The organism is Bacillus sp. GW823-FHT06B01, from assembly GCF_058952315.1.
Window position 1 is genome coordinate 499,848 of sequence record NZ_JBXAHR010000003.1, and the last position, 23,196, is coordinate 523,043.

The window sequence follows — 23,196 nt, forward strand, 5'->3', positions numbered from 1 at the left end:
CCCATGACATCCATTTACTACATATAATGGATATTATATAATTTAATAAAATGATAGATAGGGAGCATAGTATATGAATAAAAAAACTATCTTCTTTTTATTAACATGCCTACTACTTATAGCTAGTATTACTTATATAATATGTAACAAACGAGAACAAGTGCCACCTATGTTAGTATGGGAGGATCAAGAATACTACGTTACGAATGAACCTGCCGAAGCTGAAAAAGTTGGACAAAGGCTTGGAGAAGTAACGAAGAAAATTGAAACAAGTAAAAAACCTACTAAAAACAGTGAATCCAACATAGTACAAGAAAAAACAGAAGTATTCACAATGATAGAAGAAACAGAACCTCACTCACCTTTAATCATAAAGGAGCCTGATGGTGAAGAATATAGAATCGTGAGGCTAATGTTAAAAGTACTATAAAGTGAAAAGGAGATTCCTATGCAGACAGTAACTTCATATCTATGGTCGTTAAGAAAAATGTTTGTCTTTTTCCTTTGTTTCATCCTTCCTCCTATCGGTGCGATTTACATTGTAATGAATAGAGAGGCGCTACAAAAGAAAGATTTCATTTTATATGTAGTATTTGCTGCTATTAATATATCGCTTTGGGTGTCACTTATGATTTTTGATCGGAGTATGTGGATGGTAGCGGGGCATTATATAATTGGAGCAATTGTTATTGTTTTTTCGAATATGAATAAGAGATAAGCCAGCAATCTTAAAGTTGCTGGTTTTTATTTTGCTATTTATAATGAAGAAACAAATTTTTAATAGAGAGTAGTGGGCGTTATGAGATGGAAAACAGGAACGTTTGAAAAAATAGAAACGAATGACTCATCTATTGAGAAACTCATACATACATTCAAGGAACAAAACGTAAATGGCGGAGCGGTTATAAGCTGTTTTAAAGTACATAACGAAAATTTTTTCAAAGAAGTACCATATTGGAAAGATGGACACGAGCACTTCTTTAGAAGAATCTGTAACTCTTTAGATATAATCAATAGCTTAGAAGAGTTAAAAATACATACGTCAGAAAAATATAAGTTTCGTTTTAAAGAGCAATGGGCAGTCATGCTTGATGGTAGCATTGCCGCTCAAATTTTGTCGGGCGGAGCATATGAAACATGTAAGGAACGACCAGTTATCGCAAAACAATTAGCAGTTAATCTATGTCAATATATGTTCCAAGATCGATACGAAGATATTAAAGTTTTTGAAAGCTATAGTCCTTGGACAGATTGGTTTTATGATGTTGCGTGGGATGCTACTTGGATGGTGTTAGATAGTAAGAAGCAGAAAATGTGGTTCATCTGTGCCACGGATACGGATTGATAGAAAAGAGCCTTGTAGGAAAGCTGCAAGGCTCTTTATCTTTTGGGAATGAATAGAAAAGGAATCATATAAATGCTATACTAAAAAATGTTTGTAATGTCAGTTTTATACTATTATATAGTGATGACTTACTAGAAAAGATAAGAGGAGAATGATCATGCAAAAGATAAAGAAACTATTACTGTTAATGATGGTAGTAGGATTAACAGTAGGCGTTTTAGCAGGGTGTGCAAATCCGAAAGATACTACAGAAGAATTTTTAACAGCGATACAAAAAGGTGATATAGAAAAGGCTCGTACATTTGTTGAGAGTGACAAGGAATTTAACAAACTAAATGAAAAAACAGATGATGCTGAGGCAAAAGCAATGCTAAGTGCAATTACAAAAAACTTTAAATTTGAAAAACTAGAAGAAGTATCGAAAAAAGATGACAAAGCAGAAGTGAAAGTGGAAATTACATCTGCTGATCTATCTGTTGCTGTAACAAAAGCAATGGGAGAAGTTATGCCAATGGCCTTTGCTAGCGCATTTAGCGAAGACAAAGAACAGTCTGAAAAAGCAATCGAAAAACGATGACATCAGCAATCGTCAAACACTTATCAGATAAAGATGCAATCATGGCAACTCGCGAAGTTACATTGAACTTAAAGAAAAACAAAGATGGCGACTATAAAATCGTTGCAGATGATAACTTGAAAGAAGTATTGTTTGCTAATGTGAAGTCTTTGGAGAAGATGTTTGGTGGGAAGTGATTGACTTACATAAAAAAGAGAAACCATATCACGTAGAAGGTTGATATGGTTTCTTTTTTTTATGACCCCGGAGAGGCTCGAACTCACGACCTCCACCCTGTCAAGGTGGCGCTCTCCCTGCTGAGCTACGGGATCTTCAAAATGCGTATGTAACAGCATCTTTAATCTGTATGCTAAAGCAATTATATATAATTGACTGAAATTTTACAACATTTTTATATTAATCATTTAAAGGGAAAGTAGTTGGAATTATGCTAGTTGTGTATTAAGGAATATATAAGAGAGAATATAATGAAGAGTGGGTTCGAATAAAGCGGTTATATTATTTTTTTCGATACCAATCTAAAGGACCCTCATCACTTAAATCGACAAGAAAAGGGAATAAGAAATGTAAAGGTAAGCTTATAAGTTCTGGCATAGCGTTCAATGTTTTCTTTGATAGATATTGTCTTCCGAAACAATACGGACAATCTTTTTCAAATGTCACGAGTATTGACCATACATCTTTTATTGTCCACTTCGTTTTACAATACGTACAACGCGCCATAGAGTTCCTCCTCATTTTAAGGTTTCTTGTAGTATAGTCCATTTCATTGTACGAAAGTCATTTGTATTTGGTGTGATAAAATGGAAGTTGTTTTATTTTTATGTGGATCTATTCAGTCATTTCTGATCAATTCCATATCATTTGATATTTTGGCAGGATGATAGATTTTCGGGTTTAATATGCAAATTGGCCAATATATCCTTTTTACAATTTACTTAAAATCATGTATAACAGAGATACAAGATTATTTTACCCCGCTATTTGCGGACGGTAAGATCCCCACCTCAAAATTTAGCGAAAGCAAAGAAGTTAGGTGGTGGCAGGCTGCTCGTAAAAGCCCGATTGGTGAAGGCTGATTAAAGTTTCACTTTATAAATATTCAGTAGTAGAGGGAGAATTATTGTAATGGTAAGAAAAACGTTCAAGATGCGCGTATCTAGAAATAGAACGATTTCGATTAATGGCTCAATTCTTGATGTGGATGTTACACATGATGAGTTTTTACAAGAGTTTGTTGAGTGGGTCGATTCTAAAGGTTGGTCGTTTATGGGGATGACAGATGAGATTACGCCTGAAGAAGCTAGCCAAAAGTTAATAGATTCGTTGATTGATGAGAAGGATAAGAAAGAATAACTCCTTCTTATTTTTTATTGTATATTTATGTTCTTCATCGTAAAAATATGATATAGTAAAAAACAGTGAATATTCTTCCAATTTAATACAAATTACATATGGATTGGTAGATTCAGTTTTTAAACTGTGAGAGTATAGTGAAAAGGGAGAGTCATATGGTAAATTTTAAGAAAGTTTTGGCTTTTATTACCGTTATTTGTTTATTTTTTTTGACACCTATGACGTTACGTGCGGAGACGAATGTTGGAGTGAATCCAGAACAAGTGGCACCACCACCTGCGGAAGGACCAAATGTTTTTAGTCAGTTTGCAACTACGATTGATGCAAAAACTGGAGATGTTTTGTATAACAAAAACGCACATCATCGTGCATTTCCGGCTAGTATGACGAAAGTGTTAACAGCGATTTTACTTATGGAGCATACGAAGCCAGAGGATCAATTTACGTTTTCACAATTAGCATTAGATCAAGAGAAGAGTAATTATCAAATTGAATTTCAACCTGGTGAGACGATTAATAGAAATACTGCGCTTATGATTTTAATGGTGCTGAGTGCAAATGATGTGTCATATGCGATTGCGGAGCGTATTGGCGGAAATGTTGAGAAGTTCGCTCATATGATGAATGAGAAAGCAAAGCAATTAGGGGCTACAGATAGTCACTTTGTAACGCCAAATGGATTGCATGATCCAAACCATTATACGACGCCGTATGATATGGCTATGATTACGAGAGGTGTACAAAAGTATCCTGAGATTTTACAAGCGATGAATACGAAAAGGACGACGGTTACGACATCTAGCCAGACGGTTTCTATTTTTAATAAGTCTACTTATTTTGAAAATCCATATAGCATTGGCGGGAAGACGGGTTTTACAAATGAAGCGCGTAATACACTCGTTCTATTAAATGAGAAGGATGGCAATCGCATTATAAATGTAGTAATGGCTTCCCAAAGACCTGAAATTTATGAAGATTTGAAGCAGATGGCGGATTATTCTTTCGGTCAATTTGTGAAGCAAACTGTATTAGATAAACATAGCTGGCATCAAAAGGCAACGTATTTAAATAAAGATATTGATAGCGAGCTTGAAAAAAGTGCAGAGCTTATGCTTAAGAAAGATGAAGGTAAAAATGTGAGGACGATTTTCCGTGCGGCTTCATTAGATAAAGATTCTTTGTATCATAAAGGAATTCATCGTGGTGAGGTAGTTGGTGCAGTTGACATCACGAAAAATAATCAAACAATTGCGACGATAAATGTTCTTTCAAAAGAAGATGTTACTTTTGCGATGCCTAAAAAAGATACGGCTACGCCTGAAGTAAATGAATCAAATTTGAAAATAATAAGCATTGGGATAGGTGCCGCTGTACTATTTGGAGCCATTTTATTTGTAGTGCTACGCCGAAATACAACAGAAATGAAATCAGAAGAAAAATAAATTACTAGTAAAAAGACTGTGAAGAGACTTTGTCACAGTCTTTTTTGTATATGTAAAATAACTAATAATTGTAAATTTTCTTATTGCATTTACGAGTTGTTCGTTATATTATTTAGTTGTGTTCTTGTTAAAGAACTGATTTAGTATTATATACTCCAAATAATATAAAACAACGGAGAGGGAGAGAGACGATGAAATTAATTTGGAAAGTGATTAGCAACGTTATCTCGTTTGTTTTATTTGCATTAATGGTTTTTCTAGCTTTTATAGTTATTTCGTCAAAAGCGAGTGGCGGAGATCCAACAGTGCTGGGATATCAATTTAAATCAGTGCTATCAGGATCGATGGAACCGACATTTTTAACAGGATCAATCATTGCGATAGAACCGACGAAAGATGGTTCGAAATATCAAAAAGGTGATGTTATTACCTTTAAAGAGAAAGATGAAAAAATTATCACTCACCGTATTATCGGTGTGAAAGATACAAATGGAAAAGTAACGTATGAAACAAAAGGGGATAACAACAACGGCCCTGATTTAGAACCAGTACGTGCGGAGAATGTCATTGGGAAATATGCGGATATTACAGTTCCTTATGCAGGATATGCATTAAATTATGCTAGTTCAAAGGCTGGAGCTGCATTGCTTCTTATTATTCCAGGGGTCTTTTTACTGGGCTATTCCGCGATTTCTATTTTTGGTGCGATTCGCAGCATTGAAGGGGAAAAGAAAGAGAAAAAAGTAGAACAATCCGTCTAGTTTGTTTGGTTATACTTTCCGTTTAGGAAGTTAACAAATATATAGATTAAGGGGATATGGACATGACTTTAAAGAAAAAATTAGGTATGGGTATCGCATCAGCAGTGTTAGGGGCAGCATTAGTTGGCGGAGGAACATTTGCATTTTTCAGTGATAAAGAAGTGTCAAACAATACATTTGCGGCTGGTACACTGGATTTAGCATTAAATCCATCAACAGTTGTTAATGTATCGAATTTAAAACCTGGTGATACAGTTGAAAAAGAATTTAAATTAGAAAATAAAGGTACATTAGATATTAAAAAAGTTCTATTAAAAACAGACTATAGTGTAGAAGATGCGAAGAAAGATAATAAAGATGATTTTGGTAAACATATTAAAGTAACATTCTTAAAAAATGTAGATAAGCATGAGACGATTGTGAAACAAACTACATTAGATAAATTGAAGGGTGATACACTTACAGCAGTAGATAATGATTTAGCTGCTTGGTTCTGGGATGAAAAAGGTATTTCTGCAGGTAAATCTGATAAATTCAAGGTGAAATTTGAGTTCGTTGATAATAAAAAAGATCAAAATGAATTCCAGGGTGATAAGTTACAATTAACTTGGACGTTTGATGCACAACAAACAGAAGGTGAAACAAAATAATATGAAAAAGGGCTATCAAATGGATAGCCCTTTTTCTATTTTTCTAGTATATAGCTATCATTTTGTATCGTTCTTTATTATAATAAAAGTAATGTTCTATATAGAGAACATCTTGTTCGATGGGAGAGATTAAGATGCTGAAAACACCTCGCAAATTAAAAAAAATGCTTATATTGCCTTGTATGTGCTCCATTACGTTTTATTTAGGCTCTCAAATAATGACGTATACAGAAGCTGCATTTATTCATGAAACGAAAGTGGAAGCCGCTCTTTCTACAGCGATTATATTTCCAAAGACAGTTGATACGTTAAAAGAGGAAGCTGAGAAACATAAACAGTTTATTGAGCATCAGTATGGAGAAATGAAGGGGAAGTTGGCAGTAACTTCTAGAGAAGAAATTGAACAGGCAATTGTAGTGTGGCAACAAGGACGTGAGAAAATTGCTTCTGAGGAGGAAGCGCTGCAAAATGTATATACTGCAATAGAAACTCCTTATAATCAAATACAAGAAGAATTAAAAGTGAATAAAAGTGAATCGATTCAACAAGTGGCCGTATATGTGAATGAAGGTTTTCTCAGTATAAAAGAGAAGCGAGATTATATCGTGAAAGAAGTTAGTTTGCAAGCTATTGATGAACAAATTCAGACTTTACAAAAACTATTAAAAGATGAAACAGTAAAGAAACAGAATGAAATAGAAGAACAGAAGAAAGTAGAAGAGCAGAAGAAAGTAGAAGAACAGAAGAAAGTAGAAGAGCAGAAGAAAGTAGAAGAGCAGAAGAAAGTAGAAGAACAGAAGAAAGTAGAAGAACAGAAGAAGGTAGAAGAGCAGAAACAAGTAGAGACAGCTAAAAAACTTGAGCAAGGAACTCATGAAAAGGCTACTACCACGGATCATAATGAGAAATCATCAGAATAAACTGACGACCGGTATAAAAATGATGTATATGAGTGTGAGGGAGTATTTGCCCCCGCACTTATTGTATTTCTTAAAATATAAACATGAGAATTCAGAAAAAACGAAATAATATTGAGAAATAAAAATAATTGAAAATACTAATAAATATTTGTTGTATTTATAGAGTGATGTTCGTTATAATGAACTTAAGGTTTTTAAAAGAGAACGAACATTAGCTAAGCTAATATAGTTTTCTTTATATCTCTTATTGAAAAATAAGAGACAAAAATATAAAAAACAGCTAGGGGGAATTGATTGTGAGTCTGAAAAAGAAATTAGGTATGGGAGTTGCATCAGCAGCATTGGGGTTATCTTTAATTGGTGGAGGAACATTCGCTTACTTTAGCGATAAAGAAGTATCGAACAATACATTTGCAGCTGGGACGTTAGATCTTACATTAGACCCTAAAACGCTTGTAGATATTAAAGATTTAAAACCAGGGGATTCTATTAAGAAAGAGTTCTTATTAAAGAATAGCGGTTCATTAACAATTAAAGACGTTAAACTAGCGACAAAGTATACTGTGAAAGATGCAAAAGGCGATAATGCTGGTGAAGACTTTGGTAAGCACGTTAAAGTGAAATTCCTTTGGAACTGGGATAAACAAAGTGAGCCTGTATATGAAACAACTTTAGCTGATTTACAAAATGCTGATCCAGATCTTTTAGCTAAAGACATCTTTGCTCCTGAGTGGGGAGAAAAGGGTGGATTAGAAGCAGGCACAGAGGATTATCTGTGGGTACAATTTGAATTTGTAGATAATGGGAAAGAACAAAATATCTTCCAAGGTGATTCATTGAATTTAGAATGGACATTCAATGCTAACCAAGAAGCTGGCGAAGAAAAATAATAAAAAAGCGGGTATCCCCCGCTTTTTTTATAAAGAAAAAGAAGTGCTGGTTGTTAGCACTTCTTTCTATTATTATTTTTGATTTTGCTTCCATTTTGTAAATTCAAGAAATTCACGAAATTGTTCTTTGGAGACACCAGAGTTCATTGCATCTTTAACAAGCTGTGTCCATTCGGAGTCTAGATTAGTTTCCTTTGTTGTTTCATCATGAAGTAAAGTATCAACTGGAATTTGTAGAACTGCTGCAATTTTTTCAAGAAACTGAATGGAAGGGTTTTTTTGTAAATTTCGTTCTATAGAACTAATGTAAGATTTAGCAACACCAGCTTTTTCGGCAAGTTCAGTTAATGAAATACCTTTTTGTAAGCGAAGGCGTTTTATACGTTCTCCAATCATATTTGCGCACCTTTCTATCAATATGTAGTCGTCTTATGATGTCATTATTATAACATAAACTTCGTTAAAAAGAACAAGCCTATTGAGCCTGACTGGATGGCTTCATACGTTGGAAAAAATGTTCGATATCTTGCAGGGCGATACCAGCGTCTAGAGCTTCAAGTATTAAATCAATCCATTCTTGGTCCAGTGCGTCAGTCTTATCTTTGTACAAATGTAATTCCTCCCTAATTATCGGTCATAACTGCTGCTACAGAATATATGATAAGCAATCGTATTTTGTGTTTTATATAGTGAATTATCAAATATTTTGTAGATAAAACAAAGATAAAATCCCCATTAAATTCCCTCTATGGCGATTATAAAGTTTCTGACAAATATTTTCAATATTTTCAGAAAACATTGTTGAATTGTGATATATTCGTATGCTAACTATGGAATTTTTACAAATATGTTAAAAAAATTACATAATATAACTAAATATTGAAAAAATATTGAATTTTTAATAAAATTCAATTTGTAATACATATTTTTTATTAGGGGAGGAAATAAGGGATGAACAAGAAACCGTTCAAAGTTTTGTCATCAATCGCTTTGACAGCTGTGTTAGGTCTTTCATTCGGAGCGGGTGGCCAGTCTGCATATGCTGAAACACCTGTGAATAAGACAGCTACGAGTCCAGTCGATGATCATTTAATTCCAGAAGAACGTTTAGCGAATGCGCTAAAAAACCGTGGGGTAATTGATTCGAAGGCTTCAGAGACAGAAACAAAGAAAGCCGTCGAAAAATACGTAGAGAACAAAAAGGGTGAAAATCCTGGGAAAGAAGTATCAAATGGGGACCCACTTACGAAAGAAGCATCTGACTTTTTAAAGAAAGTGAAAGATGCGAAAGCTGATACGAAAGAAAAGTTAGACAAACCAGCAACAGGAACACCTGCAGCAACAGGCCCAGTTAAGGGTGGTCTAAATGGTAAAGTACCAACTTCTCCAGCAAAGGGAAAAGAATATAACGGTGAAGTTCGTAAAGATAAAGTACTCGTTTTACTTGTAGAGTACGCTGACTTTAAACATAACAATATTGATAAAGAACCTGGTTATATGTATACTGACGATTTTAACAAAGAACATTATGAAAAAATGTTATTCGGTAATGAGCCATTCGCATTAGAGGATGGCAGCAAAATCGAAACGTTTAAACAATATTACGAAGAGCAATCTGGCGGTAGTTATACAGTAGACGGAACAGTTACAAAATGGTTAACAGTTCCTGGTAAAGCTGCTGATTACGGTGCAGATGGTGCGACAGGTCATGATAATAAAGGGCCAAAAGGACCACGTGATTTAGTAAAAGATGCATTAAAAGCAGCTGTAGATAGCGGTATTGATTTATCAGAGTTTGACCAATTCGATCAATATGATGTAAATGGCGATGGAAATCAAAAACAACCGGATGGTTTAATTGATCACTTAATGATTATCCATGCGGGTGTTGGACAAGAAGCAGGTGGCGGTAAATTAGGTGACGATGCAATTTGGTCACATCGCTGGACTGTTGGACCAAAACCATTCCCAATTGAAGGTACACAAGCGAAAGTTCCATATTGGGGCGGAAAGATCGCAGCATTCGACTACACAATTGAACCAGAAGATGGCGCAGTTGGTGTATTCGCACATGAATATGGTCATGATTTAGGTCTTCCAGATGAGTATGATACAGACTATACTGGTGACGGTGAACCAATTCAAGCTTGGTCTGTTATGAGTGGCGGAAGCTGGGCTGGTAACATTGCAGGAACAACGCCAACGAGTTTCTCACCACAAAATAAAGAGTTTTTCCAAAAAACAATCGGTGGTAACTGGGCAAATATCGTAGAAGTAGATTACGAGAAATTAAATAAAGGTATCGGTCTAGCAACATATTTAGACCAAAGTGTTACGAAATCTAACCGCCCAGGTATGATTCGTGTTAACTTGCCAGATAAAGATATAAAAACAATTGCTCCAGCATTTGGTAAGCAGTATTACTACAGCACAAAAGGTGACAATCTTCACACAAAAATGGAGACGCCACTGTTCGATTTAACAAATGCAACGACTGCGAAATTTGATTTCAAGTCATTGTATGAAATTGAAGCAGAGTATGATTTCCTTGAAGTACATGCTGTAACAGAAGATGGTCAGCAAACATTAATCGAAAAACTTGGTGAGAAAGCAAATAGTGGAAATGCACATTCAACAAATGGAAAATGGATTGACAAATCATACGATTTAAGCCAATTCAAAGGTAAGAAAGTAAAATTAACATTTGAGTACATTACAGATGGTGGTTTAGCATTAAACGGTTTCCTACTTGATAATGCATCACTAAATGTAGATGGTAAAGTAGTATTCTCTGATGATGCAGAAGGTACACCGCAGTTCAAATTAGATGGATTCGCTGTATCTAATGGAACAGAGAAGAAAAAACATAACTATTATGTAGAGTGGAGAAACTATGCTGGTTCGGATAACGCATTGAAATATGCTCGCGGTCCAGAATACAACACAGGTATGGTTGTATGGTATGCAGACTCAGCTTATACAGATAACTGGGTTGGTTTACATCCAGGACATGGTTTCCTTGGCGTAGTTGATTCACATCCAGAAGCAATTGTTGGAACTTTAAATGGTAAACCAACAGTAGCAAGTAGTACACGATTCCAAATCGCTGATGCGGCGTTCTCATTTGATAAAACGCCAGCTTGGAAAGTTGTATCTCCAACGCGCGGAACGTATACGTATAATGGCTTAGCAGGTGTACCGAAGTTTGATGATTCGAAAACGTATATTAATAAACAGATTCCAGATGCAGGACGTATTTTACCGAATCTTGGCCTGAAGTTTGAAGTAGTAGGACAAGCTGATGATAATTCTGCTGGTGCTGTTCGTTTATATCGTTAATACAGTAAAACTACCGAAAGATTTTCTTTCGGTAGTTTTTTTGTGAGCAATGAATTTTATATGCAAGAAGAAATTATATATAATGTAACTTTACGAATAGAAATTTATTATATATGAAGTCTATATAAATAATGAAAGAATTGGATAAAAAATAGTGGGAGAAGGTGAATGAATGAGTGTTTCTTCTATTGTAAATAAACAAAAAGCATATTTTTATAATGGCCATACGAGAAGTGTAGAAGTGAGAAAGAATAATTTGAAGAAGCTTTATGAAGGCATTCAGAGTTTTGAAGAAGAAATATTTCAGGCATTGAAATTAGATTTAAATAAGTCAGTTCATGAGTCGTTTACAACGGAAGTTGGATATGTATTAAAAGAAATTTCCTTTCAATTGAAGCATATTTCATCGTGGAGTAAACCGAAGCGGGTTCGAACAGCACTCACTCATTTTGGATCAAAGGGGAAAGTAGTTCCTGAACCGTACGGTGTGACACTTATTATTGCACCGTGGAACTATCCGTTTCAATTAGCAATTGCACCTCTTGTAGGAGCGTTGGCGGCTGGAAATACAATTGTTTTAAAGCCTTCAGAGTTAACGCCAAACGTTTCCAAAGTACTTACGAGGATGTTAGAGCAATTATTCCAAGAAGAGCTTGTAGCGGTAGTAGAAGGCGGTGTAGAAAAGAGTACGGAATTGTTAAAGGAACCGTTTGATTATATTTTCTTTACAGGTAGTGTCGGTGTTGGAAAAGTTGTGATGGAAGCAGCAGCGAAACGGTTGACGCCACTCACGTTAGAACTTGGGGGAAAAAGCCCATGCATTGTACATAAAGATGCAAAAATAGATGTAACAGCAAGACGAATTGTTTGGGGTAAGTTTTTAAATGCAGGGCAAACGTGTGTAGCGCCTGATTATATGTATGTGCATGCTTCGGTGAAAGAACAGTTAATCGAGGCATTACGACACGAAATTGCGGAGCAGTATGGAAAAGATCCACTAAACAATGACAATTATGTACGAATTGTGACTGAACGTCATTTTGAACGTTTATGTTCATTTTTGAAAGATGGTAAAACGGTAATCGGTGGGAACTATAAAAAAGAAACTTTACATATAGAACCAACAGTGTTAACAAATGTTACATGGCAAAGTACTGTTATGGAAGATGAAATTTTTGGTCCGATCTTACCAATTGTAGAATACGACAACATAGAAGAGGTAATTGGAACAATCCAGCAACATCCGAAGCCGTTAGCGTTATATGTATTTTCTGAAGATAAAGAAGTACAAAAGAAAGTGACAAGTAATATTTCATATGGCGGAGGCTGTATTAATGATGTTGTCTATCATCTTGCAACGCCATATTTACCTTTTGGTGGTGTTGGAAGTAGTGGATTAGGTAGTTATCATGGGGAAGAAAGTTTTCGGACTTTTTCACATTATAAAAGCATTTTAGCCCAATCTACGGCATTCGATATGAAAATTCGTTACTCTTCTACAAAAAGTGCTTTAAAATTCATACGAAAGTTGTTAAAATGATGATGGTGTTTATCAGTAGGCGTAGCCGTATGATAATAGCCCCTTCGTAATGGAAGGGGTTTTTCTGTTCGACATGTGTATCATGCAAAAATGAATCAAACATACTACATAAAGAATAGAAGAGAACGCTAAACAACCATTTTTGTTTGGATCGAAACAAAAAATAGTCTATAGAACATAAATATTTATTCATGAATATAAAAATTAAAATTTAAGGTAGATAGGACGGGAAAATGAAAAAGATTATTAAAGTTGAAGCAGTAGAAAAACATTTTGGAAATCAAGTGATTATCCCACCTCTTTCTTTAGACATTAAAGAAGGGGAATTTTTAACGATTTTAGGGCCGAGTGGTTGCGGGAAAACAACGTTACTTCGCATGATCGCAGGCTTTGAAACGCCAACTAAAGGGAATCTTTTATTAGATGATGAAAAGATTAACGATTTGCCACCATATAAGCGTCATATGAACTTAGTGTTCCAACATTATGCGCTATTCCCACATATGAATGTGGAGAAAAATATTTGTTTCGGTATGAAAATGCAGAAAGTACCGGCAGCAGAGCAGAAAGAGCGTGCTGAAGAGGCAATGCGTTTAACGCAGTTACTTGAGTTCCGTAATCGTAAACCTGCAAAGCTTTCTGGTGGACAGCAGCAGCGTGTAGCAATTGCGAGAGCGATTGTAAATAACCCGCGTGTATTATTACTAGATGAGCCACTTGGGGCGTTAGACTTTAAGTTAAGAAAAGATTTGCAACGTGAATTGAAAAACTTACAACGTAATTTAGGAATTACATTCATATACGTAACGCACGATCAAGAAGAAGCGATGAGCATGAGTGATCGTATTGTCGTTATGAATAAAGGACATATTGAACAAATTGGAACGCCGAAAGAAATTTACAATAAGCCGAAAACAATGTTCGTTGCGACATTTATCGGTGAAAATAATATTGTGAAAAACGGGGAAGGCTATGTAGCAATTCGCCCTGAAAACGTAAAAGTACGTTCGGTTGAAGAGCCGATTTTAAAAGAATACCATCTTGGACATATTGAAGACGTTGAGTTTGTTGGAAATATGGAAAAGCTGTATGTACGTGACGAGAAAACATCAGAATTACTAATGGCATATCAAACTGCTGAAGAAGCAGCGCAGTGGAGCATTGGAGATAATGTATACGTAGGCTGGGAGCAAGAGGACGAGGTGACCTTAAATTGAAAAAAGGGAAATTACTCGCACTACCGACAGTCGCGTGGCTGTTAATCTTCTTCCTAATTCCCCTTCTGTTTGTATTGGCATTTGCCTTTATGCAGCGCGGGGCATATGGGACAGTGGAAATGCAATTTACGTTAGAGAATATAGCTCGTGTGTTTGATCCACTATACATGGGAACGTTATGGGAAACTGTTAAGATTGCAGTTATTACAACAGTAATCTGTTTAGTAATTGGTTATCCATTTGCTTATACAATTACAATTGTTGATCGCAAATACCGTTCAATTCTTTTATTATTGGCAACGATCCCGTTTTGGATTAACTTCCTTGTTCGTTCATACGCATGGATTGTTATTTTACGTTCACAAGGTCTTGTAAACACATTGCTATTGAAACTAGGTATTATAAGTGAACCTTTAAATTTACTATATAACACACCTTCTGTAATACTCGGAATGGTCTATTCTTTATTACCATTTATGATTTTACCGGTGTATGCAGCGATTGAGCAGCTTGATAAGCGTAAGCTAGAAGCAGCTTATGATTTAGGAGCAACACCAGCAAAGGCATTTTGGAATGTAACAGTACCAATGACGATGTCAGGGATTGCTACTGGTTCTATTTTAGTGTTTGTTTCTTCTATCGGAATGTTTGTTGTATCAGACGTTATGGGTGGATCGAAAGTAGCGTTAATCGGAAACGTAATTCAAAATCAATTCTTAGGAGCGCGTGACTGGCCGTTTGGATCTGCGTTATCTATGATTGTTGTTCTATTCTCTGTTCTGTTAATTTACTTATATTATCGTGCAACGAAAGTATATAAATATGATGGGAACGGAGGGGAATAGGCAAAGATGAAGAAGTTTTTAGTTTCTTATTCTTGGTTAATTTTATTGTTCTTGTATTTTCCAATGATGGTTTTAATGGTATATTCCTTCAATGATTCTCGCATTAATGCGGAATGGGAAGGTTTTACATTCCATTGGTATACAGATTTATTTCAAAAGCAAGATGTTATTGATGCGTTTGTAAATAGTATGACGATTGCGATCGTAACGACGGTTGTAACGACAGTTCTTGGTGTGATTTTCGCGATTGCATTACATCGTTATAAATATCGCTATGAAGGGGCTATTAACGGTCTTGTGTATTTACCAATTTTAATTCCTGATATTTTAATGGGATTATCTTTACTTATCTTATTTAGTCAATTAGGTATGGAACTTGGCAAAATAACAATTATTATTGCGCACATTACATTTAGTATTTCATTTGTTGTCGTTATTTTAGCAGCGCGTCTTTCTGGTATGGGACGTGATTTAGAAGAGGCTGCGAATGATTTAGGAGCAACGCCGTGGCAAACGTTTCGTTATGTAACGTTCCCAGCAATTGCACCAGGGGTTATTTCAGCCGCATTATTAACATTCACATTATCAATTGATGATTTTGTAATTAGTTTCTTCGTATCAGGACCAGGATCAACAACATTGCCATTATACATTTACAGTATGGTTAAGCGCGGAGTATCACCAGAAATTAATGCACTTTCTACAATTTTAATTGTGGCTATCGTAGGATTAATGGTTCTATCTGAAATCTTCCGTAACAAAGGTGCAGATGGTGAAGAAAACTCCGGAGGACACCTTCCTTTATAATACGAACGATATAGAAAGTACGAGGAGGTAATAAACCGATGAAATTAATGAAAAGATTAGCCGGCGCAGCAATTAGCTTTAGCCTTGTTGCTGGTGTACTTGCTGGTTGTGGTGAAAAGAAAGAAGAGTTAAACATTTATAGCTGGGCTGACAATTTTGATGAGCAAGTGCTAAGAGATTTTGAAAAGAAATATAACGTGAAAATTAACTATGATAAGTATGCAAGTAATGAAGAAATGCTTGCGAAATTACAAGCAGGTGGCGCGAAGTATGATTTAATTCAGCCGTCTGATTACATGGTTAAAACAATGGCGAAAATGGATTTATTAGCGCCGTTAGACAAAAAGAATATCCCGAATATCGAAAATATGGTTTCTAACTTCAAAACACCGGCGTTTGATCCAGAGAATAAATATTCTTTAGTATATACTTGGGGCGTAACAGGTATTGCATACAATAAAAAGTATGTAAAAGAAGCTCCTACAAGCTGGGCTGACCTATGGAATGAGAAATATAAAGGGCATGTAACTTTATTAAATGATTCTCGTGAAGTGTTAGGTATGGGTCTTAAGAAGCATGGATTCTCAAACAGCACGAAAGACGATACACAGTTAAAGACAGCAGCAGATGATTTAAAGAAGCTGCTTCCAAACTTATTAGCATTTGATACAGATAATATTAAACAAAAATTCATTACAGAAGATGCTTGGATCGGAACAGTTTGGTCTGGAGATGCAGCATTTATCGCAAAAGATAATAAAGATGTAGAGTACGTTGTACCAAAGGAAGGCGGCACAATTTGGGCTGATACGTTAGCAATTCCAAAAGGTGCAAAAAACAAAGAGCTTGCAGAGAAGTTTATGAACTACTTATTAGATGAAAAAGTAAGTGTGAAAAACTACGAGTCAATTGGATACAGTAATCCTAATGAAAAAGCTCATCCTCTTCATAGTAAAGAATATCGTGATAATCATATGATCTTCTTAACGAAAGAAGAATTAGATCGTACAGAATGGCTTGTTGATGTAGACGATAAGCTAAAAGACTATGATCGTTACTGGACAGAGTTAAAAACAAAAGGTAAATAAGTAAGGAAATGCGGTTTCTAAAGTAGAAATCGCATTTTTTCATAGTAGGAGGAAATCGTTTGAACAAGAAGTTACATCAATATGAGGTAGTATGTATCGTTTTATTACTTGCTGTATTTGGCATTGTTGCTTGGCGCGTACATGCGGGTGGCGTTACAGTGATGGATACATATGTCCGAGCATTAGTAAAAGGATTACAAACAGAAGGTTCGCTTACATTTTTTTCACACTATACAAAATTAGGTTCTGCTATCGGGATCGTAACTACGCTGGCTATAAGTTTACTTGTTTTTTGGAGAAAACGTTATTATGCTGCGATGATCGTGTATCCAATGGGCATTTTAATAACACATCTTGTTAATAAAGGGATAAAAGAAATTGTGAAAAGGGAGCGCCCATCGTTAAATGAAGCGTTGGATGCGCTTGGGTATAGCTTCCCTAGTGGACATGCAATGTTATCTATTATGACATTCGGATTTCTTGCTTATATCATTGGGGCAAATTTGAAGAGTGTAACGGGGAAATATGTTATAACGATTTTGATGGGAATTGTAATTGTATCGATTGGATTAAGTAGAGTTATTTTAAATGTACATTATCCAACTGATATTTTAGCTGGTTATTGCGTAGGTGGTATTTTGTTAATTATGGCGATTTACTGCCATCGTTTACTTACCAAGAGATTGGGACTTAATAAAGCGGGATAAAAAACGTCTGGAAAAACTATCATTATAGTGTTTCCAGACGTTTTTTGTTTGTACGAAGATGTGATACAGTATAAATGACAATTGAATTATTTAAAGTAGGTGAAAATGTGTGAAAACAAATGTACATAAAGTAGATAAGTGGGGGAAATTAGGAGCTTTTTTGTATCAGTTTCGTTATACAGTAATTGTAGCATTACTATTGGTTGCGATCGCACTCGGTATTTTCGCCCCAAAGCTGCCGGGAGTATTAGGCGGTGATGGTTTCCAAACGGAAGGGGACTATCAAAAAACGAAAGAAATTTTAGATAAAGATTTTAAGAGGTCTCAAGACACACTTCTACTCGTTTTTGAAAAAAATAAGGGTGTTTCACATGAGGAATTTCAAAAGCAAGTAGAGGGAATTGTAAAGAATGTACAAGAGAAAGAGACATATGAATCTTTCCATCACCCAGTGCAAAATAAAGAAATGTTACAAGATGATATCGGCTATGCGACAATTTTATTTTCCGGGAAAACAAATAAAGAACGAATGGAAAAGACATTGCAATTTGCTGATAAAATCGAAAAGGAAAGTAATGCCGCATTAAAAGTAACGCCTACAGGGTTTCCAAAAATTAATCAAGAGATTAATGAAAGAACGCAAAATGATTTAAAAGTAGCAGAGATGATTGGGTTACCAATTGCATTTCTCGTATTACTATTTTCATTTGGTAGTCTTTTGGCATCTATTTTACCAATTGTAAATGGGGCACTTAGTGTTATTAGTACGATGGGCATATTATACTTTATAGGTAGCGATAAGGAACTATCTATCTTTGTGTTAAATGTTGCACCGATGATTGGACTTGCGCTATCTATTGATTTTGCACTATTATTTGTAAATCGCTTTCGAGAGGAAGTTGCAAAGCGAACGGTAAAAGAAGCGATAGCAATTACATATCAAACAGCAGGGCGCGCTATCGTATTTTCAGGATTATGTGTATTTGTTGGATTATCTGGCTTGTTTTTCTTTAAAATCGATTATATTCAGTCTGTCGCAATTAGCGGAATGATTGTTGTGATTATGAGTATTTTATTCTCACTCACGCTTCTTCCAGCGCTATTATCATTAATTGGGAAACGAATATTAAAAAAGAATCAAGTAGCACATACGCCGGCAAAGGCGTGGCGTAAATTTGCACAATTTGTAATGAAACATCCAATCGCAATGATTATTGTTGTTACAACATTTATTGTTATTTGCTTATTACCGTTACGTACAGCTAATTTGCAGTTCCCTGACGTAGAAGCTCTACCTAAACAAAGTGATACAAGAATTGCATATGAGAAGTACGAAGAGGCATTTAATAAAACTGCAAAAAAACACGCTGATGTTACGTTAGTGGTAGAGACGAAAAAAGATATGAAAGAAAAAGAAAGTTTACAAAAGATAGAAGAAGTCGTTCAAAAGTTAAAAGATGATAAGAAAGTATATGAAGTTAGAAGCTTATACGACGGGTTAACTCGTATGAAAGCAGATCAAGTTGCTGGAATGTTAGAGTCGCCAGAAGCGGCGAAACTAGCTCCTATATTTGAAGCGTATACGAAAGGAAATAAGACGACGATAGAAATCTTTTTGAAAACAAAACCACGTACTGAAACTGCTAAACAGTGGGTTCGTGATTTTAAACAAAAGTATAAAGAAACAGATGTTACGTATTATTTAGGCGGGATGACAACGTTCCAACAAGAGTTAGAAGATGAAATTAAAGATAAAGTTGCAATTGGTATGTCTGTTATATTTGGATCGACCTTTGTTATATTATTATTTGCATTCCGATCTATACTCATTCCAATTAAGGCGATTATTATGAATATACTTAGTTTAAGCGCAACAATTGGAATTGTTGTTTGGTTATTTGAAGGTGGGCATTTTGGTTTAGAAGCGAGTCCTGTTCTATTTGTCTTACCAATCTTTATTTTCGGTCTTGTATTTGGGCTTAGTATGGATTATGAAGTTTTTCTTATTTCACGTATTCATGAGTTATATGAAGAAACAGGAGATAATGATCAAGCAACGTTAGAAGGACTTGTGTCAACAAGTAGGATCATTACATCAGCTGCGTTAATTATGATTGTTGTAACAGGTGCGTTCGCCTTTACTGATATTTTACCAGTACGGCAAATGGGGCTTGGTGTTGCATTAGCAATATTCCTTGATGCAACAATTATTCGTCTTATGCTTGTACCAAGTTTAATGAAACTGTTTGGAGATTGGAACTGGTGGTTACCATTTCGAAAGAAAAGAGAAAAATCATCGTAAAAAATACTCATCTTATAGATGAGTATTTTTTTATGAATAGCAAGACCTACATTTTGCAAATAGTATGTGATAAGAACATTACATATAAGTAGGTGAAGGCAATGTTTCGTTATTTTAAGTTTAAGCTAAATGATACAGTACAGTTTGCAGAAAACGATGGGCATATGTATCGCATTGTCGGTTATCGGTTAGAAAAAGGATTTTATCCAAAAGATGAATGGACTCATATCATTTATGAATTGCTTAGAGATTTTGATGGGTATACGATGGATGCGGAAGAGGAGGAACTTGTAAAGGTCATTCAAGTAGAGGATGAGTATTACAAAATACAAGAAGTATCGGGCTATCGTTATCCAGTAAAAATGAAGCAAAAACAACAAGTGATGAAAGTAGAAAAAATTGATGACTTATTAGATACGTATAATGATTATAAAAGATTGGCGGATTTCTTTAAAGATTTATCGTATGAGCAAAAAGCGGAAGAAGTATTGCAGGAAATGAAACGGCGTAGAGCGTGAGGGGGCCAGTCTACTATAAGACTGGCCTCTATTTTTGACGGTGCATCAAATTGTGTTTTCCGTTACAATGAGAGAATCAATAGAAATAAGGTGATACAGTATGGAAACGAAGAAGAAGGGCGAATGGTGCGAAATTACTGTTCCAGCGAAATGGAATGGCATAAGTATTGATTCGTTATTAAAAATAGAATGGGAAATACCGAAAAAGTTGTTACATCAGCTTCGTATGGAAAAAGGTATTACCGTTAACGGAGAACAGAGAAGATGGAATGAGCTTTTAAAAGAAGGCGATAAGTTACAAGTGCATATGTTTATCGAAGAAGAATACGATGTAGAGCCTGAATATGGTGAATTAGATGTAGTATATGAAGACGATCACGTACTCATCGTAAATAAGCCTGAGAAGATGGATACGCATCCTGCGGAAAAAGGTGGGATGGGAACACTTGCAAACCTTGTTGCTTTTCATTTTCAAATGCAAGGTTTAGAGACGAAGGTTCGTCATATTCATCGGTTAGATAAAGATACGACAGGTGGTGTCGTGTTTGCTAAGCATAGAATTGCTGGTGCAATTATGGATCGTTTATTAATGGAACGAAAAATTAAAAGAACATATGCGGCGCTTGTGGAAGGGAAAGTAAAAGGTAAGCAAGGAACAATTGACGCAGCTATTGGAAGAGATCGCCATCATGCGACGAGACGACGTGTTTCTCCAAAGGGAGATCAAGCTATCACATTTTATAAAGTAGAGAAGTATTTTAAAAACCAAAATGTTACGTTCGTAACGTTACAATTAGAAACAGGTAGAACCCATCAAATTCGTGTTCATATGAGCTATCATGGTAATCCATTAGTTGGGGATGTATTATATGGTGGACAAACGCAATATATGTCCAGGCAAGCATTACATGCGATGAAGATAAACTTCTTACATCCAATTACGAAAGAAGAGATCGAAGTGGATGTACCATTCCCCGCAAAATTAAATGATACAATGAAAGAATTTCAAAGAATGAATGCGTAAAGTGTAAGTTTAAATTTGAGAAAAGTAGATTCTTGCAGGAATTTCTCTAAAAGAAGCGAAGCCGTTAAGAGAAAAGAGAGGTGAGAATTGCTTGGTCAAATATAAATACATACTAGGAATATTTTTCGTTTGTCTTTTAGTTACTCTATGCCTCTATCCATATTTACCAAATGAGATGGCTGTACATTGGGATGAAAATGGTGGGCCGAACGATTTTATGAGTAAACAAGTTGTTATAGCATTTATTCCTTTTTTTCTTATTTTTTTACATGGATTGATGTATATTATTTCACATAATATATATAAGTTTAATGAAGGCGAGCATGTCATTATAAGTGGATTTCTAAAGACGATTACTTTATTTATGTTGTTTATCCATATGCTCATTCTCTTTATTAATTTTGGAAGTATGATATCCTTTCAAACAGGACTAACAATTGGGATTAGTATGTTTCTTTTTATGCTTAGTAAGTTGTTTAAACAAGTTCAGAGTACGGAAAAAGACCCAATCAAATTACAAAAGATCCGTTTAGTGAGTAGGCGGATTTTTCAAATGATGGCATGTAGTATATTATTTTCATTATTTTTGAACTTGAAGTGGGGGTTTTATGTATTACTTAGTGTAATAAGTAGTGGTTCTATTTTGTTCATGTTTTACATTTTATACTCATACATAATAGAAAGTTATGAAACATAAAAAAGAGTCTTCTCATTATGAGAAGACTCTTTTAATCTATTTACTTCGTAATAAATTGTTGTGTCCAGTAGTTGCCGCTTTCTACATAGCCAACACCGATGTGAGTGAAGCCGTTATTTAAGATGTTTGCACGGTGTCCAGCACTGTTCATCCAAGATTGTACTACCTCTTCAGGTGTACGTTGGCCTTGAGCGATGTTTTCACCTGCAGATGTATAAGAAATACCAAATTTCTTCATCATGTCAAACGGAGACCCGTATGTAGGGCTGTTATGATCAAAGTAGTTATTCTTCTGCATATCTTCAGATTTAACACGTGCTACTTTGCTTAATTCAGTATCAATTTTTAGTGCTGGTAAGCCTTGTTTTGCACGTTCAGCGTTTGTTAATTCAACAACACGTTGTTCGAATTCGCTTAAAGATTTTGCTTCTTCAGCAGGCTTTTGCTCAGCAGGTTTTTGTTCAGCTGGTTTTTGAGTATTGTTGTTTTCAGCAGGTTTTTGAGCTTCTGGTTTTTGAACTTCTTCAGCAGGCTTTTGTTCAACTGGCTTTTGCTCAGCAGGCTTTTGAGTTTCTGGCTTAGCTGTTGGTTGCTCAGTTACAACATTTTCAGTTGGTTGTTGACCAGGAATAATGCAATTTGGTTGGAAGTTTCCTTGTTGCCATTGTGCTAATGATTCCACGCCCATAGATTGTAAGAATGCTTGTAATTCTTGTTGGTTCATTTGCTTCATCATCACTTTTGAATGCTGAATATTTTGAACATTTACGTTAGATGGTTGTACTGTTGCAGCTTGTGCATCTAGAGAAGATACTCCTAAAGTAAGAGCCGTTGCAGCAGCTACAGATAATAAAACACGTTTTTTCATGATGTGTGTCCCCCTATATAAAGTTTTAATTTGTTTTCACACGATTTGTTTTTGACAGCCTGTCTGACTGACAAATTCATCGTAGCATAGATTATGTGAGAAAAAAGATGGAAAAAAATTCATAGACTTAAAAATTACCTAATTTATCCTAAGAGAGGAAAAGAGGGAAAATAAGAGAAACATAGAGTATAAAAGGAATTTTCAGCATTTTTATACTTGGTTTTAAGAGGGGTATTTTGGATGAATTTACCTAAACGGAAAATGAAGAATCCTATTGTATCAATGGTTTGAGAGTTTTTTTTA

The 23,196-nt window shown here is 35.3% G+C and carries 24 protein-coding genes, 1 tRNA gene and 1 pseudogene; 21 read left to right on the forward strand and 5 right to left on the reverse strand.

Going from position 1 to position 23,196, the window contains the following annotated elements:
• The first annotated feature begins 73 nt into the window (after window positions 1-73).
• From AC1Q8N_RS15720 to AC1Q8N_RS15735, 4 genes and pseudogenes are all read left to right on the forward strand, one after another.
• Window positions 74-430 (forward strand): hypothetical protein, encoded by a 357-nt coding sequence (locus AC1Q8N_RS15720; RefSeq protein ID WP_098077802.1) that lies wholly within the window; start codon window positions 74-76, stop codon window positions 428-430.
• Between the two features lie 18 nt (window positions 431-448).
• Window positions 449-718: a hypothetical protein gene (locus AC1Q8N_RS15725; RefSeq protein ID WP_098047518.1), complete on the forward strand. Its 270-nt coding sequence runs from the start codon at window positions 449-451 to the stop codon at window positions 716-718.
• A gap of 81 nt (window positions 719-799) precedes the next feature.
• Window positions 800-1,345, forward strand: a complete 546-nt coding sequence (locus AC1Q8N_RS15730) for a hypothetical protein (protein WP_493521274.1) — start codon at window positions 800-802, stop codon at window positions 1,343-1,345.
• A gap of 157 nt (window positions 1,346-1,502) precedes the next feature.
• Window positions 1,503-2,098: pseudogene (locus AC1Q8N_RS15735) on the forward strand (hypothetical protein).
• Window positions 2,099-2,160: 62 nt separating this feature from the next.
• Here AC1Q8N_RS15735 and AC1Q8N_RS15740 read toward each other — a convergent pair.
• A tRNA-Val gene (locus AC1Q8N_RS15740) sits at window positions 2,161-2,233 on the reverse strand.
• A 187-nt stretch (window positions 2,234-2,420) separates the two neighbouring features.
• The gene (locus AC1Q8N_RS15745; RefSeq protein WP_063260295.1) at window positions 2,421-2,645 is read right to left on the reverse strand and encodes a hypothetical protein; all 225 of its coding nucleotides are present in this window, start codon (window positions 2,643-2,645) and stop codon (window positions 2,421-2,423) included.
• A 405-nt stretch (window positions 2,646-3,050) separates the two neighbouring features.
• Between AC1Q8N_RS15745 and AC1Q8N_RS15750 the strand changes: the two genes are divergently transcribed.
• From AC1Q8N_RS15750 to calY, 6 genes are all read left to right on the forward strand, one after another.
• Window positions 3,051-3,278 carry a hypothetical protein gene (locus tag AC1Q8N_RS15750; protein WP_000251864.1) on the forward strand — a complete coding sequence of 76 codons (228 nt, stop codon included), beginning with the start codon at window positions 3,051-3,053 and terminating at the stop codon, window positions 3,276-3,278.
• A 155-nt stretch (window positions 3,279-3,433) separates the two neighbouring features.
• Window positions 3,434-4,720, forward strand: coding sequence for a D-alanyl-D-alanine carboxypeptidase family protein (locus tag AC1Q8N_RS15755; RefSeq protein ID WP_493521275.1), 1,287 nt, complete (start codon window positions 3,434-3,436; stop codon window positions 4,718-4,720).
• 191 nt (window positions 4,721-4,911) lie between these two features.
• Window positions 4,912-5,481, forward strand: a complete 570-nt coding sequence (gene sipW, locus AC1Q8N_RS15760; RefSeq protein WP_048545063.1) for a signal peptidase I SipW — start codon at window positions 4,912-4,914, stop codon at window positions 5,479-5,481.
• Between the two features lie 62 nt (window positions 5,482-5,543).
• Window positions 5,544-6,131 (forward strand): CalY family protein, encoded by a 588-nt coding sequence (locus tag AC1Q8N_RS15765; protein ID WP_098068926.1) that lies wholly within the window; start codon window positions 5,544-5,546, stop codon window positions 6,129-6,131.
• Window positions 6,132-6,265: 134 nt separating this feature from the next.
• Window positions 6,266-7,051 (forward strand): DUF4047 domain-containing protein, encoded by a 786-nt coding sequence (locus tag AC1Q8N_RS15770; protein WP_493521276.1) that lies wholly within the window; start codon window positions 6,266-6,268, stop codon window positions 7,049-7,051.
• 296 nt (window positions 7,052-7,347) lie between these two features.
• Window positions 7,348-7,941 carry a biofilm matrix protein CalY gene (gene calY / locus AC1Q8N_RS15775; RefSeq protein ID WP_000053728.1) on the forward strand — a complete coding sequence of 198 codons (594 nt, stop codon included), beginning with the start codon at window positions 7,348-7,350 and terminating at the stop codon, window positions 7,939-7,941.
• Between the two features lie 72 nt (window positions 7,942-8,013).
• Here calY and AC1Q8N_RS15780 read toward each other — a convergent pair whose 3' ends face one another.
• Together AC1Q8N_RS15780 and AC1Q8N_RS15785 are read right to left on the reverse strand one after the other, a co-directional pair.
• On the reverse strand, window positions 8,014-8,337 hold the full coding sequence (locus AC1Q8N_RS15780) for a helix-turn-helix domain-containing protein (RefSeq protein WP_000578885.1): 324 nt from the start codon (window positions 8,335-8,337) through the stop codon (window positions 8,014-8,016).
• 79 nt (window positions 8,338-8,416) lie between these two features.
• Window positions 8,417-8,551: an anti-repressor SinI family protein gene (locus tag AC1Q8N_RS15785; RefSeq protein WP_000276217.1), complete on the reverse strand. Its 135-nt coding sequence runs from the start codon at window positions 8,549-8,551 to the stop codon at window positions 8,417-8,419.
• A 341-nt stretch (window positions 8,552-8,892) separates the two neighbouring features.
• Between AC1Q8N_RS15785 and inhA1 the strand changes: the two genes are divergently transcribed.
• The 11 genes from inhA1 to AC1Q8N_RS15840 all read left to right on the forward strand — a co-directional run bounded on the left by inhA1 (window position 8,893) and on the right by AC1Q8N_RS15840 (window position 22,025).
• Window positions 8,893-11,280: a M6 family metalloprotease immune inhibitor InhA1 gene (gene inhA1, locus AC1Q8N_RS15790; RefSeq protein WP_001035922.1), complete on the forward strand. Its 2,388-nt coding sequence runs from the start codon at window positions 8,893-8,895 to the stop codon at window positions 11,278-11,280.
• A 172-nt stretch (window positions 11,281-11,452) separates the two neighbouring features.
• A complete protein-coding gene (locus AC1Q8N_RS15795) occupies window positions 11,453-12,820 on the forward strand; it encodes an aldehyde dehydrogenase (protein ID WP_048545054.1) in 1,368 nt (455 codons plus the stop codon).
• 233 nt (window positions 12,821-13,053) lie between these two features.
• A complete protein-coding gene (gene potA / locus AC1Q8N_RS15800) occupies window positions 13,054-14,037 on the forward strand; it encodes a spermidine/putrescine ABC transporter ATP-binding protein PotA (RefSeq protein ID WP_000720323.1) in 984 nt (327 codons plus the stop codon).
• Window positions 14,034-14,882: a spermidine/putrescine ABC transporter permease PotB gene (gene potB / locus AC1Q8N_RS15805; protein WP_000715495.1), complete on the forward strand. Its 849-nt coding sequence runs from the start codon at window positions 14,034-14,036 to the stop codon at window positions 14,880-14,882. The genes potA and potB overlap by 4 nt, the downstream gene beginning before the upstream one ends.
• A 6-nt stretch (window positions 14,883-14,888) precedes the next feature.
• A complete protein-coding gene (gene potC / locus AC1Q8N_RS15810) occupies window positions 14,889-15,689 on the forward strand; it encodes a spermidine/putrescine ABC transporter permease PotC (protein WP_046958247.1) in 801 nt (266 codons plus the stop codon).
• 38 nt (window positions 15,690-15,727) lie between these two features.
• A complete protein-coding gene (potD, locus tag AC1Q8N_RS15815) occupies window positions 15,728-16,777 on the forward strand; it encodes a spermidine/putrescine ABC transporter substrate-binding protein PotD (protein ID WP_000772499.1) in 1,050 nt (349 codons plus the stop codon).
• A gap of 59 nt (window positions 16,778-16,836) precedes the next feature.
• A complete protein-coding gene (locus AC1Q8N_RS15820; RefSeq protein WP_098077814.1) occupies window positions 16,837-17,484 on the forward strand; it encodes a phosphatase PAP2 family protein in 648 nt (215 codons plus the stop codon).
• Window positions 17,485-17,593: 109 nt separating this feature from the next.
• Complete coding sequence (locus AC1Q8N_RS15825) at window positions 17,594-19,786, forward strand: MMPL family transporter (RefSeq protein WP_098077817.1); 2,193 nt, start codon at window positions 17,594-17,596, stop codon at window positions 19,784-19,786.
• A 101-nt stretch (window positions 19,787-19,887) separates the two neighbouring features.
• Entirely contained in the window at window positions 19,888-20,304 is a 417-nt protein-coding gene (locus AC1Q8N_RS15830; protein ID WP_000490295.1) for a YodN-related protein, read from the forward strand.
• A gap of 100 nt (window positions 20,305-20,404) precedes the next feature.
• Complete coding sequence (locus AC1Q8N_RS15835) at window positions 20,405-21,328, forward strand: RluA family pseudouridine synthase (protein WP_048545049.1); 924 nt, start codon at window positions 20,405-20,407, stop codon at window positions 21,326-21,328.
• Between the two features lie 91 nt (window positions 21,329-21,419).
• Window positions 21,420-22,025, forward strand: a complete 606-nt coding sequence (locus AC1Q8N_RS15840) for a DUF1648 domain-containing protein (RefSeq protein ID WP_060489453.1) — start codon at window positions 21,420-21,422, stop codon at window positions 22,023-22,025.
• A 40-nt stretch (window positions 22,026-22,065) separates the two neighbouring features.
• Here AC1Q8N_RS15840 and AC1Q8N_RS15845 read toward each other — a convergent pair whose 3' ends face one another.
• A complete protein-coding gene (locus tag AC1Q8N_RS15845; RefSeq protein WP_493521277.1) occupies window positions 22,066-22,893 on the reverse strand; it encodes a CAP domain-containing protein in 828 nt (275 codons plus the stop codon).
• Between the last annotated feature and the right edge of the window lie 303 nt (window positions 22,894-23,196).

Excerpts from the sequence above, each read along its gene's own strand:
- AC1Q8N_RS15755 (WP_493521275.1), top strand. The coding sequence starts at position 3,434 with ATGGTAAATTTTAAGAAAGTTTTGGCTTTTATTACCGTTATTTGTTTA.
- AC1Q8N_RS15795 (WP_048545054.1), top strand. The coding sequence starts at position 11,453 with ATGAGTGTTTCTTCTATTGTAAATAAACAAAAAGCATATTTTTATAAT.
- potC (WP_046958247.1), top strand. The coding sequence starts at position 14,889 with ATGAAGAAGTTTTTAGTTTCTTATTCTTGGTTAATTTTATTGTTCTTG.
- AC1Q8N_RS15830 (WP_000490295.1), top strand. The coding sequence starts at position 19,888 with ATGTTTCGTTATTTTAAGTTTAAGCTAAATGATACAGTACAGTTTGCA.
- sipW (WP_048545063.1), top strand. The coding sequence starts at position 4,912 with ATGAAATTAATTTGGAAAGTGATTAGCAACGTTATCTCGTTTGTTTTA.
- potA (WP_000720323.1), top strand. The coding sequence starts at position 13,054 with ATGAAAAAGATTATTAAAGTTGAAGCAGTAGAAAAACATTTTGGAAAT.
- potD (WP_000772499.1), top strand. The coding sequence starts at position 15,728 with ATGAAATTAATGAAAAGATTAGCCGGCGCAGCAATTAGCTTTAGCCTT.
- AC1Q8N_RS15730 (WP_493521274.1), top strand. The coding sequence starts at position 800 with ATGAGATGGAAAACAGGAACGTTTGAAAAAATAGAAACGAATGACTCA.
- AC1Q8N_RS15725 (WP_098047518.1), top strand. The coding sequence starts at position 449 with ATGCAGACAGTAACTTCATATCTATGGTCGTTAAGAAAAATGTTTGTC.
- AC1Q8N_RS15750 (WP_000251864.1), top strand. The coding sequence starts at position 3,051 with ATGGTAAGAAAAACGTTCAAGATGCGCGTATCTAGAAATAGAACGATT.
- AC1Q8N_RS15745 (WP_063260295.1), bottom strand. The coding sequence starts at position 2,645 with ATGGCGCGTTGTACGTATTGTAAAACGAAGTGGACAATAAAAGATGTA.
- AC1Q8N_RS15835 (WP_048545049.1), top strand. The coding sequence starts at position 20,405 with ATGGAAACGAAGAAGAAGGGCGAATGGTGCGAAATTACTGTTCCAGCG.
- AC1Q8N_RS15770 (WP_493521276.1), top strand. The coding sequence starts at position 6,266 with ATGCTGAAAACACCTCGCAAATTAAAAAAAATGCTTATATTGCCTTGT.
- AC1Q8N_RS15765 (WP_098068926.1), top strand. The coding sequence starts at position 5,544 with ATGACTTTAAAGAAAAAATTAGGTATGGGTATCGCATCAGCAGTGTTA.
- AC1Q8N_RS15780 (WP_000578885.1), bottom strand. The coding sequence starts at position 8,337 with ATGATTGGAGAACGTATAAAACGCCTTCGCTTACAAAAAGGTATTTCA.
- AC1Q8N_RS15720 (WP_098077802.1), top strand. The coding sequence starts at position 74 with ATGAATAAAAAAACTATCTTCTTTTTATTAACATGCCTACTACTTATA.
- AC1Q8N_RS15845 (WP_493521277.1), bottom strand. The coding sequence starts at position 22,893 with ATGAAAAAACGTGTTTTATTATCTGTAGCTGCTGCAACGGCTCTTACT.
- inhA1 (WP_001035922.1), top strand. The coding sequence starts at position 8,893 with ATGAACAAGAAACCGTTCAAAGTTTTGTCATCAATCGCTTTGACAGCT.